This window comes from Salarchaeum japonicum, from assembly GCF_020614395.1.
Lineage (GTDB): Archaea > Halobacteriota > Halobacteria > Halobacteriales > Halobacteriaceae > Salarchaeum > Salarchaeum japonicum.
On the sequence record NZ_CP085325.1, the window covers coordinates 120,949 to 135,207 of the forward strand.

At 58.5% G+C, this 14,259-nt stretch carries 18 protein-coding genes; 5 read left to right on the top strand and 13 right to left on the bottom strand.

Annotation, left to right across the window (positions count from 1 at the left end; genetic code table 11):
- The first annotated feature begins 36 nt into the window (after positions 1-36).
- Positions 37-639, top strand: coding sequence for an ABC transporter permease (locus tag LI334_RS12945; RefSeq protein WP_227262413.1), 603 nt, complete (start codon positions 37-39; stop codon positions 637-639).
- The gene (locus LI334_RS12950) at positions 636-1,388 is read left to right on the top strand and encodes an ABC transporter permease (RefSeq protein ID WP_049909288.1); all 753 of its coding nucleotides are present in this window, start codon (positions 636-638) and stop codon (positions 1,386-1,388) included. Before LI334_RS12945 ends, LI334_RS12950 begins: the two co-directional genes overlap by 4 nt.
- A gap of 135 nt (positions 1,389-1,523) precedes the next feature.
- Here the strand turns inward: LI334_RS12950 and LI334_RS12955 are convergent, their stop codons facing one another.
- The 8 genes from LI334_RS12955 to LI334_RS12990 form a co-directional block, all read right to left on the bottom strand.
- Positions 1,524-2,372: a plastocyanin/azurin family copper-binding protein gene (locus LI334_RS12955; RefSeq protein WP_227262414.1), complete on the bottom strand. Its 849-nt coding sequence runs from the start codon at positions 2,370-2,372 to the stop codon at positions 1,524-1,526.
- 134 nt (positions 2,373-2,506) lie between these two features.
- Entirely contained in the window at positions 2,507-2,860 is a 354-nt protein-coding gene (locus tag LI334_RS12960) for an SHOCT domain-containing protein (RefSeq protein WP_049983674.1), read from the bottom strand.
- Positions 2,861-2,866: 6 nt separating this feature from the next.
- Positions 2,867-3,283, bottom strand: a complete 417-nt coding sequence (locus LI334_RS12965) for a DUF302 domain-containing protein (protein WP_094529646.1) — start codon at positions 3,281-3,283, stop codon at positions 2,867-2,869.
- 105 nt (positions 3,284-3,388) lie between these two features.
- Complete coding sequence (locus tag LI334_RS12970; RefSeq protein ID WP_049986201.1) at positions 3,389-3,736, bottom strand: SHOCT domain-containing protein; 348 nt, start codon at positions 3,734-3,736, stop codon at positions 3,389-3,391.
- Between the two features lie 63 nt (positions 3,737-3,799).
- Entirely contained in the window at positions 3,800-4,117 is a 318-nt protein-coding gene (locus LI334_RS12975; RefSeq protein ID WP_004048656.1) for a hypothetical protein, read from the bottom strand.
- A gap of 272 nt (positions 4,118-4,389) precedes the next feature.
- Entirely contained in the window at positions 4,390-5,094 is a 705-nt protein-coding gene (locus LI334_RS12980; RefSeq protein WP_123624180.1) for a DUF7546 family protein, read from the bottom strand.
- Between the two features lie 33 nt (positions 5,095-5,127).
- On the bottom strand, positions 5,128-5,709 hold the full coding sequence (locus LI334_RS12985) for a helix-turn-helix transcriptional regulator (RefSeq protein ID WP_004048657.1): 582 nt from the start codon (positions 5,707-5,709) through the stop codon (positions 5,128-5,130).
- A 125-nt stretch (positions 5,710-5,834) separates the two neighbouring features.
- Positions 5,835-7,223 carry a permease gene (locus tag LI334_RS12990; RefSeq protein WP_227262415.1) on the bottom strand — a complete coding sequence of 463 codons (1,389 nt, stop codon included), beginning with the start codon at positions 7,221-7,223 and terminating at the stop codon, positions 5,835-5,837.
- Positions 7,224-7,404: 181 nt separating this feature from the next.
- Here LI334_RS12990 and LI334_RS12995 point away from each other — a divergent pair, with 181 nt between their 5' ends.
- From LI334_RS12995 to LI334_RS13005, 3 genes are all read left to right on the top strand, one after another.
- Complete coding sequence (locus LI334_RS12995) at positions 7,405-7,776, top strand: SHOCT domain-containing protein (RefSeq protein ID WP_115803911.1); 372 nt, start codon at positions 7,405-7,407, stop codon at positions 7,774-7,776.
- 23 nt (positions 7,777-7,799) lie between these two features.
- On the top strand, positions 7,800-8,441 hold the full coding sequence (locus LI334_RS13000) for a hypothetical protein (RefSeq protein WP_094529625.1): 642 nt from the start codon (positions 7,800-7,802) through the stop codon (positions 8,439-8,441).
- Positions 8,442-8,567: 126 nt separating this feature from the next.
- On the top strand, positions 8,568-8,789 hold the full coding sequence (locus LI334_RS13005) for a hypothetical protein (protein WP_094529627.1): 222 nt from the start codon (positions 8,568-8,570) through the stop codon (positions 8,787-8,789).
- A gap of 28 nt (positions 8,790-8,817) precedes the next feature.
- On the opposite strand, the gene LI334_RS13010 is transcribed toward LI334_RS13005, so the two are convergent.
- From LI334_RS13010 to LI334_RS13030, 5 genes are all read right to left on the bottom strand, one after another.
- Positions 8,818-10,998, bottom strand: coding sequence for a heavy metal translocating P-type ATPase (locus LI334_RS13010; protein WP_115803978.1), 2,181 nt, complete (start codon positions 10,996-10,998; stop codon positions 8,818-8,820).
- 93 nt (positions 10,999-11,091) lie between these two features.
- On the bottom strand, positions 11,092-11,520 hold the full coding sequence (locus LI334_RS13015; RefSeq protein ID WP_115803910.1) for a universal stress protein: 429 nt from the start codon (positions 11,518-11,520) through the stop codon (positions 11,092-11,094).
- A gap of 67 nt (positions 11,521-11,587) precedes the next feature.
- Positions 11,588-12,814: a tyrosine-type recombinase/integrase gene (locus LI334_RS13020; RefSeq protein ID WP_115803909.1), complete on the bottom strand. Its 1,227-nt coding sequence runs from the start codon at positions 12,812-12,814 to the stop codon at positions 11,588-11,590.
- Entirely contained in the window at positions 12,811-13,269 is a 459-nt protein-coding gene (locus LI334_RS13025; protein WP_115803908.1) for a hypothetical protein, read from the bottom strand. The genes LI334_RS13020 and LI334_RS13025 overlap by 4 nt, the downstream gene beginning before the upstream one ends.
- A gap of 3 nt (positions 13,270-13,272) precedes the next feature.
- The gene (locus tag LI334_RS13030; protein ID WP_115803907.1) at positions 13,273-13,854 is read right to left on the bottom strand and encodes a DUF7342 family protein; all 582 of its coding nucleotides are present in this window, start codon (positions 13,852-13,854) and stop codon (positions 13,273-13,275) included.
- Positions 13,855-14,259 lie beyond the last annotated feature (405 nt).

Consider the following 14,259-nt stretch of genomic DNA (forward strand, 5'->3'; position numbering starts at 1 on the left):
GAAGGCTGGGGACAAGCAATGGCTGGGTTACCAAGTATGCCGACGGTCGAGGCGATTCCGATCGAGCTAGGTCGCCTTCTCGGAGCGATATTCGGGGTCGCCATCATTGCCGGCCTGATGGGACTCGCGCAGATGATTAGTGCGCGTGCAGCCGATCGGCGACTCGTTCAGACAGGCTATCCACCCCGAACACTGCTTGCGACTCGATTAGCGGCGCTCGGAGGAGTGACCGTTGTCGTGGCTGCCGTGAACTACGGCGTTCTCTGGCTGACGATTTCACCGGAAGCCCCTGTCCTGACGTTCGTATTCCTCGTCCTCGCCGGCCTCGTCTATGCGTTTCTTGGCGCACTCGTCGGGGCGCTCCTTCCGCGACTGTTCGAAGGCTCGCTCGTCGTGGTGTTCCTCGCGATGATGGACGCGTTCCTCAGTGGCGACAGCCCGCTGGCTGCTGACATTCCTGAGTTCGTGGAATACTTCCCGCTCTATCATCCGAAGGAACTCCTTCAGGAGGCGATGTTCCAAGGTACATATACGACGGGCGACCTCGGCTTCGTTGCCGGATACCTGCTCGTCTTGCTCGTGCTCGTCACCGTAGTGTTCGGAGTGACGATGCGCACCAGTGGTGGGTGGTCCGCATGAACCGTACGACAACGGCGTTCTCGATCGGCATCAAAGAACAGGCGCGTAACTACGTCCTCGTCGCTCTACTGGTCGTCCTACCGGTCTCGTTCATCACGTTGGCGTTCGCAGTCACCCAGGACGTCGAGATGCCGGTTCGGACGCTCGTCGACGGTGAGACGGCGACGGTCATGCGGGGGATGCCTGAGGTCCACGGCGTGATCATGACGCCGATTACGAGTGCTCTCATCGCCGGACTCGCCGGGTTGTTCCTGATGCGAGAAGCCAAAGACACGGACGGTCGTCTGGCAGTCGCTGGCTATCGTGCATGGCAGGTAATCGCTGCCCGGTTTGGGGTTCTCGCAGCAATTACTCTCATCGTCACCGGTGTCTCAGTTGGTGTGATGCTCGTCGATTTCCAGCCCGAGTATCTCTGGTGGTTCGTCGCAGCGATGCTCGTCGTCTCGGTCACGTATGGTCTCATCGGGATGCTCGTCGGGGCCGTCTTCAACCGCCTAGCCGGGATGTGGCTGATGCTGATTCTCCCGATGCTCGATATCGGACTGTTTCAGGATCCGCTGTTTATTCAATCTGAACCTGATTGGTGGATGAAACTCTTTCCGGGCTATTGGCCAGTCCGTGTAATGGTCGATACCGGACTCACAACCGACGTAGATACGGCTCTCTCGTTGGTGTGGGCTACTGGATATCTTCTCCTCGTAGCCGTGCTCGCAATTGGTGTTTACTACCGAGCCACACAGGCGAGTTGATCACAAGAGAAATCAGTCATAAATGGAACAAAACAAGTCACGGGATCGTTCTGAAATCAAAGGTATCGGTGAGGGCGGTATTCTCTAATCCCCGAATCACTTGACCCCGGTGAGTTCACCCTCTCACGGTGGCAATCAGTTGGAGATGTCCTCATCAGTAGCATCTAATCGCTCACGGCGACGTCTATACTCCTCCTCGTCAATTTCGCCCCTGGCATAGCGGTTCTGGAGCGTTTTTCTGGCTGAGTCGTCGGTAGTCGATTGAGGAGATTTTTGGTTTCCAAGCCAGTAGAGCCCGCCACCGAGAACGCCCAGCATTCCGAGTACGCCACCAACAGCTGGTAGCCCTCCAACTCCACCTCCGTTGCGGCCACTCATCATTCCAGAACCACCTCGTCCCATCATTCCACCACCAGTATTCCCGCTTCCATCGCTGCTTGAGCCGTAGGCGACTGTACCCTGGTCAACAATCGCCTCACTCGATGGGACCTCTCCATCCGGGATTGAATCCTCCTCTGCCGGTCCGCCAGGACTGCCAACTACGATCCGTCCGACCATCCCAATCGACTTGTGCGGGATGCAGTAGTAATCATACGTCCCTGGCGTTTCGAACGTATATTCGAAGCTCCCGTCTGAGATCGTCCCACTATCGAAGGCGGAAGCGCCCTCCGGAATACGATCTGCGTACGCCGTAGCGGAATGTGCCCCCGCTGCGAGTTCAAATTGAACGGTTGTCCCGGGATCAACACGTAGGCCGATTGGGTCGAAGTAATTGTTTCCCATCTCCACGATGGGCGTCTCCTGTGCGTTCGCTGACTGAGCAAAGCCGGTGCTGGCGACTGCGCTGGCACCGACAATGCCTAAGAATTGACGTCGGCTGTGATGTGTCATGTTGTCTGGATCATTCTTCGGTGGGTAGCTACGCGCGATACTGGTGCGAAGACTTCGGACGTGACTCACTCCGAACTTGTCGTTTGTTCCCATTACTACTCATAACCATATGCTGAATCGAGCACACCATTTCGATGTAACGGAACGATGCTGCCGAACGGTTGGTTTCGATACCCTCGAGTCGATCCGCAGGTGTTCAAACGGGTGAAACGCGGTTTGGGTAGTGGTCACTCTGATTGTTCGAGCTTTTCTCGTCGGGCTTCGAACTCTTCGTCCGTGAGATCGCCACGAGCGTACGCCAGACGTAACTCTTCCATCGCGGGATTATGAGACGTCTGTGTCTCGCTCATCCGCCGGAAGATGAGATATCCACCGCCCAGAAGCGCAAGGAGGAAGATGACCGGGACGAGCATCCCGATGAGGGGCCACCAACCACCTGTGGTACCGTACTGGCCCATCATTCCTCCGTATCCCATCATCCCACCGAACCCCATACCCATTGTGAGCAAGGGAAGGAGGATGAACGCTCCGAGGACGATGAGCAGTATCGTCGTCGTATCCAGTTGATCCGATGATGCCATCAGAGATCAGGCCTCCGATGCGGATCCGAACTCGTCAGTTACGGCTGCCAGTACGCGGTCGAATCGTTCGCTGACCTCGGTCGCGACGGAGTCAAGCGCGTCGTTATCAGCGATCCCGACTAACTGTTCCGGGTCGACCGCACTCACCACGATGACGCCGCCATCGTTCTCGTAGACGATGACGTTACAGGGCAAGAGCGCACCGAGTTCAGTTTCTACACTCAACCCTTCGTATGCCAGCGGAGGATTGCACGCACCGAGGATGCGATACTGGCGGAACTCCTCACCGAGTTTCTCCTTGAGCGTCGCCTGAATGTCGATGTCACAGAGAACACCGAATCCCTCGTCTTTGAGCGCGGCATTCGTTGCGTCGACGACATCGTCGAACTCTCCATCAATCTTGGTTTGTATTGTGTAACTCATGTAATACTGTATCCTGTTTACGCACTTAAGCGTTCGGTCCCGTCGCCCCAACTGGCAGACGAGAATTTTTTCTCGACGATGCTCCTTCTATTTCGGTCATGGGCACTACTCGAGTTGCTTTCGTCGACGTTCGAACTCTTCATCGGAGAGTTCACCGCGAGCGTAACGCTCACGAAGAACCGAAAGCGGCCGACTATCACTCCTCTCAGAATCTCTGTTGAGGAGTGAGTAGACGAGATAGAGCGGGACGACGATTAGGAGCCCCATCCAAAGGAAGCTCCAGAGGCCCATTCCACCGCTGAAGACCCCCCAACCGCCGCTACCCATCATACCGCCGCCGTAGCCTCCACCACCGTGAGCCGCTGCGGTGCCCGTTGCTACAATCAACAGCGGAACCGCTAGTATTGCGATTCGACGAGTCGTCCGCCCGAGAGTGTTGGTGTAGTGTGTCATTGTGATCGTTGAGTCAGTAAGTCGAATATCTATCGTGTCAGACGAGGATCCGAACAGGGATCGTTAGCAGCCGTACCCCTGTCCGTTCATCCCCGTCGCGGTGTGATTGTCGTCCGCCATATCTTGGGCCATCTCGTCGACGGTCACGCCCATGTGCGCTTCCATCTCGTCAACGGCATTCGGGCCCATGTAGTCGGTCATGTGACCTTCCATCCAGGCCGCCCAGTCTGCTGCACTACCATCGGCTGGCGTCCCTTCAGCTGCCGTCTCGTTCCCCTGGATCGGTTCGTCACCGTGTGCGCTAACTACCGGGGCGGCAAACGCGAGTCCGACAATCGCGAGCACCACGAGCAGCCATCGTCCGAGGTTTCGGTTGGTCATTGTTTTTCGCCTCAAGTAGTCATACGGTGGGTTCGGAGTTATCTTCGTGGGAGTGAACTCAAACAGGAGAGCGTTCAAGAACGTCTATAACGCCATCTAAACGTTTTCTACTGACGGGATCGTTCATACCTGCCGAATTCGAAAGGATCAGAGGAATGGTGAGAGCAAAGGGGATCCGTCGAGACTGTTCACCTCATTGCGGCGATCCAGACAATAACCACGGTTCAGGCGGCGAGGGAGGCTCGGGTATTGCTGACCACGAACGAGATGGATCAGTTCCCTCGGAACTGGTGATACTGCCTCGTGAGTGCCTGACGATGGTAGAGGATTCCAATTGTCATGAGGAACAGAACGGTCGCAATTTCGTAGCCATACGCACCAAGCAATAACATCGTTGAAGAACCACTCAGTCCGCCTGCAAGTAGTACGGCAAACAACGGGCTAACGCAGGCAGGGCACGCCACAATCCCGACTATTCCTCCGACTGCCGACTGCGAGAAATCAAGCAATGCATCATAGACGAGATACGCCAGCGCGAACAGGCCAACCGCTTGGTAAGGAATGAGCGAGACCGTGATCAGGTCACCTGTATAGACGAAGACCGGACTCCATCCCAAAGATCGACCCCACGTTATTCCGAAGCCGCTTGGTCCAGTGAGCTGCCCGAAATGAGAGGTGCTCGGTCCAAGTAATCCTGAAAAATAAAACATCACGATGAGATATAGAGCAACGACAAGTGCGGCACCAATACGATACACTCGACGTTTCGTTACAGGTCGAGTGTGCCAGATCACCCAGACTGAGGCGGTGAACCAAATAAATGGAAGGACGAAATGGGTCCACCGGCTCCCCATATCTCCTGTGAAATATGCGTACACCAACCCGGCGATCAACTGTGCGGCGAGGAGGAGATTGAGCCACGTGCTTGACTTGAGAACCCGGCTAATGCGATCAGTTTCGAGTGTTGCTTGTGACATGATGGGTAGTGTTAGTATGAATTTCTACGTCTGTTAGTTCTGCAGGTCATCACTCGGATACACGCGGTAGGTTCGACCCTGTCGTTCCCGATACAGCAGCCCGCGCTCCTCGAGTGAACTCACGGTCTGGCTCACTTTACTCTTTGAGAACTCAGATCGATCCCGAAGTTCGATCTGCGTGATTCCAGGCGAGTTCAGGACGGGTTCAAGGACGCGTCGTTCATCATCCGGTAAGAGATCGAGAACGCGCGCTTGCGGATCCGATTCAGGATTGATAGGCGTCGCCGGCGAGGCGTCATCGTCTATCGATGTAGGCGTTGCCTCCGATACCTGATCGGGGTCGATGTGATCCGCTGAGTCGGTTGTCGAATCGATGAGATTCCCTCGAACCACGTAATAGATGCCACCGATACTGCCTGCGACCAGAAGGGTTCCAACCACGTACCAGAGAGGATCTGGACCGTGAATCGCCCCCATAGACGAGTCCATCATCGGCCCCATCGACTGCTCGATAGCGCGACGCTGTTGATAGGCCCGCCAACTGAGTAGTCCGCCAGCCAAGAGGACGAACCCAAGGAGCACACCAACGACGGTATCCGCTGGACGTTGGTTCATATGACATCCCCTTGTTTCGATATCTGACTGCTCATACAATCAATTTTGGCGCGACAGGTGTGACAATTGCGGATTGAAGGTGCGATGATGAAGTGCTTCACAGCGGATGAACCACAGTACATCTATCAGTGATCGTGATCGTGGTTTGTTATCTGCGGGCTTTGATCAGCAAATTCCGTGGGCTCTTCCTCGAATGCCCGCTTACAGGTCTTCGAGCAAAAATAGTACGTCATTCCATCATTGGACGCACTCGGCCCCTCATCGTCGGTCCGCATACCACACACCGGATCACGATACTGACCTGGTGCGCCGATTCCACGTCGGTAGACATACAGGAGGAACCCGGAGAGCGCGAAGGCGATAATATTGAGGTAGAACGTGTAGTTGAGCTCGAAGTACGTCTGTTCGGTCGCCGTCTCGCCACCGGCCAGATCTGGTACGATGCCGAGGGCGTCGAACAGCAACTCCATGAGGAAGCCAGTGAACGCCATCGTCACGAAGAAGACGCCAAGGATGTACAGCATGATCTTCCAGCCGTAGTACTTCCGGTAGACGTTCAGCACGGGCACGGTGATGAGGTCGGCGTAGACGAACGCGATGATCCCGGCGAAGCTGACGCCACCGCCCCACAGCGCGACGGCGAACGGGACGTTGCCCATACTGCCGACGAAACTGAGGACGGCGATGATGACGCCCATGACGGCGTTCTCGGCAGTCACGAGCAGGCCGTCGCCCTGAATGAACAGCGTGTTCCACACCCACTGCGGGACGAAGACGATGACGAACCCAGAAATAAGGAAGCCGGCGATGACGTCCTTCCAGATCATCGACCACTCCTTGCGGTACTGGTTCCCAACTTTGTACCAGCCACCCCACGACAACAACTCGTCACGCCACCCGCCGCGACTCGACGTCTCCTGGCGGTAGGTCTCCATACAGCCCTCCGAGCAGAATTTGAGCGTCTCACCGCCGTCAGTCGTGAGCGTGTACTCGTCTTTGCCTTCCATCCCGCAGGTCGGGTCTTCGGTGACGCCCGCCTCACGGTCGCGCTCGTTGAGCGTTTCTCGAACTTCGGCAAAGAGATTCTCGGGAAGCGTGAGGTGGACGATCACCGCCATCACGGCGATGAGGATGAGGCCACCCAGCAGTTCCGCTAGGAGGAACTCCCAGCCGAGCAGAATCAGAATCATCAGCCCGAGTTCTACGATCAGATTCGTCGACGCGAACATGAACGCGAGAAAGTTGACCGCGTGCGCCCCCTTCTTGAACAAACCTTTCCCGATGGCTACGGCACCGAAGCTGCACCCACTGCTCGCCGCCCCGAACGCAGTCGCCTTGGTGAGCCCGCTCAGATCACCGTCGCCCAGCACCTGTGCCATTCGCTCCTTGGAGACGTAGACCTGGACGAGACTCGTGATCGTGAGTCCCATAATGATCGCCCACGCCGCCGTCCAGAGGAACCCAACACCGATTCGGAGGGCTTCGAAGATGCCCTCGACCATCGTCACCTGCATAGATGTATCGTCGTACGGATCATCTTTTGCAGTTTTCCTTCAGATAGTTCAGGTTAGAGCCGTTGAGAGTGTGAATTCAAAAGATTAGCGGTGGGTGGAACACGCAGGTCGAAGGCACAACCGCATTGAATAGTTAGGACGTAGTATTACTTGAGACCCAAACTCACGGAGGGATCACAATATGCCGACAAATTCAGACGACACGCGACTTGTTACGCTCCTCCTCGTTATCATCGGCGCCGTATTCATCGTCCCACTGTTCTTCATGGGCTTCGGGATGATGGGATTCGGCCCAATGATAGGCGGGATGTGGGGCGGTCACATGTGGGGTGACGGGACGATGCCTGGCTGGATGTTCATCGTCGGCATCGTGATGCAGCTACTGTTCCTCGCTGCCCTCCTCGGCGGTGGCTACCTCATCTACCGTGCGATTACGGGAAGTGAGAGTAGCTCAGACCAAGCCCTCGAGGAGCTCCGGCTCGCCTACGCCCGCGGAGAGCTGACCGACGAGGAATACGAACAGCGACGCGAAGCACTCGAACGAGATACCTGATTTCCACCCGGGAAACTTGAACGATGACCGGATTCTCCGACCGCCGTCAAGAGTCAACGCATCTGCAGCTTCCACCGTGGCTCGACCGATACACGACGCTGGGACTGTACGGACTACTCGTCGGGACAGTCCTCTGTCTGGTCGCGTTCCTCACGAATCCTGTTCCCGACCCCTCGTTCCCGTGGGCGACGCTGCCCGAGTCTCTACGATTACCGATTACACAGCCCCGCATCGAGCACTGGCCAGTGACCTACACTATCGGCATCTGGCTGTGGGTTTTCTGCTTCCCCGCACTCTTCCTCGCCGGATACCGGCGATACGGTGACAGGAGCCGTGGGGCAGCAGTATGGCTCGTCGGGTTGCCGACCCTGGCGATGCTGGGCTGGACCACGTACTGCCGGTTCTTCTGGCCGAAACTCCATCCTCCGACTTGGAACGCCCCAGCCTACACGTTCGTTTGCTGGCTGTACTGTTCGACCTACGACGTGCTCTGGAGCAACACGGCATACACAATTGCGCTATTCGGCATCGTCGCGACGCTCCTCGTCGTGCGACACCAGGATACAGACCGATATGCCCTTCTCGGGTTCGGGTTCCTCGCACTTCCGCTCGGATTACCGGCCCTGCACGAAGGGTATCGACGGGTGACGCGAACCAAGAGCTGAGGAACTGTGACGGGTGGCTTTGCAGCTCTGCGGGGGACATCTGTGGGTGATAATGCGGACTGGTGATTGGCATCACTCAGTACAGCCCGAGGAAACGTTATCCGTGGGAGCCTCCTCAACACAAGTATGTCGACGACCGTCTCAACACCCGAAACAGACGAGACGTGTGCGTACTGTGAATCCCGAATCTTCGACCACGACCCCATCTGCGTCCGCGACTGCGATGATGACTGTGGCTCGCCCAAGTACTTCTGTAACTACGCCTGTCTCTCCGCATATATCGACGAAAACAACCTTACTACCGGCAATGCGTGTGAGTGGACTCCCGACGACACCAGCTGTTGCTGATCGGTCCGTTCGAAGCCTTCAGAGACCATTATTCACGGAATCCGAGTAACCGAAGCCCGTTCAGTGAAACGAGGACGGTGGACCCCTCGTGGCCGACCACGGCCAGCGGCAGGGGGATGCCTCGCAACAGAATCGTCCCAACCATCAGGGCGATCGCACCGAAGGCGATTGTGAGATTGACCGTCAACGTCCGGCGCGTCCTGCGACCGAGTCCGAGCACGTAGGGGATCTTCCCGATGTCGTCGCCCATCAAGACGACGTCAGCCGTTTCGAGGGCAACGTCGGTCCCGGCGCCACCCATCGCGATCCCGAGCGTCGCCGTCGCCAAAGCGGGTGCGTCGTTCACCCCGTCACCCACCATCGCCACGTTCTCGTATCGCTCAACCAGGTCTTCGATAGTTGCCACCTTCTCTTCCGGCAGCAGTTCCGCCTGTACCTCGTCGATACCGACTTCGTCGGCGATCTGCTGGGCGACACGTTCGTTGTCGCCGGTCAGCATAACGATGTGCTCCACACCGAGAGACCGGAGATCCTCGATCATCTCTGCAGCCCCCGGCCGGACCGTGTCGGTGAACGCAAGCCATCCCAGTACCGTGGCGTTGCCAGCGTGCTCGCGGGCGACAAGGACACTGGTCTTCCCCTCCGCCTCCAGGGTCCGAAGCCTGTCGAGACCGGGATCGAGTCCCTCGATCGCAGCGTCTTCGAGAACCGTCTCGACGTAACTCCGATTCCCGATGTGGATGGTTCCGTCGTCGACGTCGGCGCGCACGCCTTTCCCGGCCTCCGACTGAAACCGTCGCGCGTCGGGGACGTCGAGGGCGCGGGCTTCGGCTTCCGAGACGGTCGCACGAGCCAAGTGATGCTCCGAACGGGCCTGGACGGAGGCTGCGAGCGAGAGCAGTTCGTCGGACGTCAGTGACTCATCCGCGAGGCCATCCCGGACGAACACGTCCGTCAGCTGTGTCTCGCCCCGCGTGAGGGTGCCCGTTTTGTCGAATGCGACCGCGTCGATGTTCGCCGCCGCCTCGACGTGTTCGCCGCCCTTGAACAGGACGCCCTGCCGGCCGCCGGAGGCGATCGCCGACAGCACCGCTGCCGGCGTGGAAATGATGACCGCACACGGCGACGCAGCGACCATCAGGGTCATCGCGCGGTAGAACGTGCTGGTGAACTCGCTTCCAAGCGCGAGCGGGATGGCGATCGCCGCGATCGTGAGTCCGAACACGCCGAGGACGTACGGCTGCTCGAGACGGTCGATGAGCCGCTGTGTCGGCGCCTTCTCGCTCTGAGCACGCTCGACCATATGGATGAGACGGCTGATCGCCGACTCGTGGGCCTGCCGCGTGACCTCGATTTCGAGGCTGCCGCTCTCGTTGATCGTCCCCCCGAACACCTCGTCACCGGGTTCCTTCGGCACGGGGACGGACTCACCGGTGAGCGACGCCTGATCGACCGTCCCCTCGCCGGACGTGACGACGCCGTCGAGCGGGATTCTGTCGCCGGGACGAACGACGAACACGTCGCCCACGGCGACGTCGTCGATGGGAACGGTGACTTCCTCCCCGTCGCGTAGCACCTGCGCTTCGTCCGGTCGCATCTCGACGAGGGACTTGATCGCTCGGCGTGAGCGGCCGATGGCGTAGTGCTGGAGCGTATTTGAGAGCGAGAACAGGAAGAGGAGCATCGCGCCCTCGAACGGGGCGCCAATCGAGAGGGCACCGAGTGCCGCGACGATCATCAAGAGGTCGATGTCGACCGCACGGTGGCGCAGCGTCTCGACCGCGCCTTTGAGCCCGTACCAGCCACCGAAGACGTATGCGACGCCGTACCCGGCCCACATGAGAAGCTGAGGTCCTTCGAGCCACCCCGTCACCAGGCCGACGGCCATCCCGAGGAGGGTCAAGCCGACGAACACGGCCTCCTGCCTGAGTTCCGAGCGGGTACTCACCTCATCCGTTGCTGTCTCAGATTCGTCCTGAATCGACACGTGGCGGTCGCGGACAGCGTCTCGAATCGTTTCTTCTGAGATGACGCTCCCCTCGTAGGTGATCCGGGCGTCCCCTGTTCGAAACGAGACGTCGACATCGTGGACGCCGGAGAGACGCCTGAGATGTCGTTCAAGTGCCCGTGCTCCCGCGTCGCCCCGACCACCCCGTCGTTCAATGTGGATCGTACACGTCGAGAGAGATGGAGATTCAGTAACAGCCACGTTCTCGGTACCTATGAGTTGGTTTGATTTCACGTTTGAGGTGGGCCCACGAGCATTCATCCGATCCTAATCCCGGCACACGAGTCGAGGCTTTCATCCAATGATGGTTACCGGGATCTGTGCTCGGCGAGTGACTGTCTCGGCAACACTTCCGAGGAACGTCCGGTCTAGACCTGACCGACCGTGGCTCCCCATAACGATCTGGTCGATGCCGTTGTCGGCAGCGTAGTCGAGAATCTCACGCGCTGGTTTCCCGACTTCAGTGACTGTAGCAAGCACAATATCGTGGTCCGCCGCGAGATCCGTCGCAGTCGTGTGAATCTCGGTCGCCCGCTCTTGGGCGGTATCGTACCAGTCCTCTGCGACTGGCAAGCCACCGGCCTCTACATCGATTACCGAATCGATCGGGTTGATGACGTAAATGGTGGTAATCGTGGCGTTCGGAAAGGTCTCGAGTGCGTAAATGAGTGCACGCTCGGCAAGCGGGGAGCCGTCCAAGGCGACGAGAATGTTGTCAGGCATGCGATAGAGTTCGAGAGGTGTTGAGAAGAGTGTAGTGCCGAAAACTCGGCACTGGGAGTACCGTTAATTACCCATCAATTTCTGAGAGCGCCTCTGTTGCAACGTCACCGAGTTCTCCGGCCTCGATGTGCGAATATCGCTCCCGAACCATCTCCTCCGAGTTATCGAGATAGCGAGCCGCAACAGTGTACCCGAACGCCCGGACTAGCACCTCGCCCATTCCACGTCGACCACCGTGGGGCGCGAGATAGTCGTGTTTCGGATGAGCGATGTCGATCTCTGCAGCCTCTGAGAGCCGTTGGAGAATCGACCGTGCGCCGTCCGTCGTGATCGATGGCGGTCGGATATCTTCATCAAGCGCCAGCAGGAGGTCGCGAGCGTACTCCTCACGCCGCTCAGTAATTGCTTCTGGGCGTTCCCCTCGGTCGGCGAGATCATCCTGGACGAGCCCTGCGAGCGTCCGTTGGTCGAACGTCGGAAACACGGGCCAGCGCTCCGTCGGTGGGTCCATCAGCTGGCGATAGCTCCGTAGCGGCGAAATCACCGGGTCGGGGAGACTCGCAGCGTCCCATTGCTGTTTCTTCCGGTAGACGTCCATACTCCCGTCGTCGAGGGAGAGATCCTCCCAGCGGACGCCACGCCGTCGCGGATCGTTCGGATCGCGGACGAGTTCGCCGACGCGGACGGCGGTGTACGCTAGGACGAACACCAGCGCCCGGTCACGAGCCGCCTTCAGCGCCGCGTAGCGCGCTCGCTGCTTATCGATGGGGTCAATATCCTCCGAAAGTGTCGTGTACGCCTCGACGGCGTCGCGGGCCCGTTCGTCGACGTGGCGGGTGAGGGCGTGGCGCTGTTCGGACGTCCAGGCCTGCTGGTCGCCGGGCTTGCGGCCGTCGTCCTCTGGCAGCGGCGCCATCGCACTCGCTCGCTGCGCGTAGTGTGCCTCGAGATACCCTTCGTTGACGCACCAGCCACACCAGGCAGAGATATAGCGGTAATAGGTTTGTACCGTGTTCTGCTTGAGTCCCCGATCGCCCACGAGATGCCGGGCGTACTCCCGGAAGACGCGTTCATCGAGATCTTCGAAGGTGGGTTGGCGGTCGACGTCATCGGGGACGATCCCGGTCCAGTCGTCGCCGCGGTCGCCAGCGGCCCACTCGGCGAACCGCTCGAGCTCGCGTGCAGCGTTTCGTCGATAGTTCCCGCCGTCGCCACCGCGGCCTTTCCCCTTGTCCTGGAGGTAGCGCTCGAAGGAACTCGCGAGTGACTGATTAGTGCGTTCTCGAGGTGTCATGGTTCTTCGTTCGCGTACTGGTAAGTCGGACGGACGTCCTCGAGGAGCGCTTCGACGATTTCCCAGAGGATTAGGGAAGGAGTCTCGTATTCAAATGTGATCCCCCAGCGGTCCTCCGTATTGGCGGCAGAGTACTGGAAATGCGCCCGTCCGAGATCGGGATGGTCCTCGTCCTGGTGCCAGCCGGCGTGAAAGCCCGTGTTCGGATCGGTGTAGTTGATACGGAACCAATCGTGTGGGTCCTGTCGATACCACTTGACGGTCAGTTCCGGCGAATCAGGGCCCGTTGGGGGATTAAGGCGGGCTGGATCAAAAACCGCCCGCAGCTGCTTGGCCTCGATATCGTCAGGAACGTACTCGACGGCCGTGATCTGGGGGACACGGTCGAGGACGTCCCGCTTCAATTGGGCGTAGAGGTTCGCGTTCGGGTCACCACCTGGATGCGGGACAGACATCCGTTAGCTGCTGGCCTCGGCAGGCTCTGTCGTTGGAGCGAGGAAGTCCCATTCGCGGATGGCGAAGCCAACGATCTGGATACGCCGTTGAAGGTGCTCCCACTCGCGGGCGATTTCACGGCGCCGATCTTCCTCGTCACCGTCAAGGGATTCGTCAGCGAGCGTCCCGCGAAGCTGGTTCGGTGACTCGACGCCGAATTCGTCCTCCCAGTCGCGGATCTGCGTCTTCATATCGGCGAGACGGTCCGTAAGCTCCTCGACAGTGTGTCCGCTGTCTCGAAGGCGCATCGCCTCCTGCATCGCTTGGCGGCGATAATCAGGGTAATACGTCGTGTGAGTACCGCTTTCGTCACGGTGGAGGATGCCATCGTCGACGAGCCGATCGAGGACGCGCTTAGTTGGTTCGTGTGACCAGCCCGCTTCGGAGGCGATCCAGTTGGCCGTCTGTGGCTCCGACAGCTGCCGAGCAACCATCCGCACGCGGTCTTCACCCGTGGTCTGGCGTTCCATCAGGCCCTCGGAGTTCGATTCGTCTTCGGTCATACAACACCCTTCGGACTGTGTCTTAATATAGATTGAGGTCATTAGTCCTATATCGAATCCTCTTTTTCGCCATCGCCCTGATCTCAGCTGAGGGTAGCCAGAGCAAACTCGGAGCCCGGTCTTGGCGGCTCTACCCCGGGGGAAGCGCCGTCGTGAGGTGGTTACAGCATTCGTGCTTACCCGACGGCGGCGGGGTACTTCAAAGTGGTCGTGATTACTATACTAATCATGACCAAATAGAATATTCCTAATACCGTCAAATTCGACAGATTTGAGGGCTGTAGAGCGTATATCGGCAGGTGTAAATCATATACCGCTATATCATTTTCCTGGCGTCGCTTCAGGCCAACGGATTTCAGCTGTGGTCAACTCATTTACCCCGATTTTCGACGGACGGCGGGAGGACTAATCATACCGGTTTGGAACTTAGAGAATGCTGTGAGACGA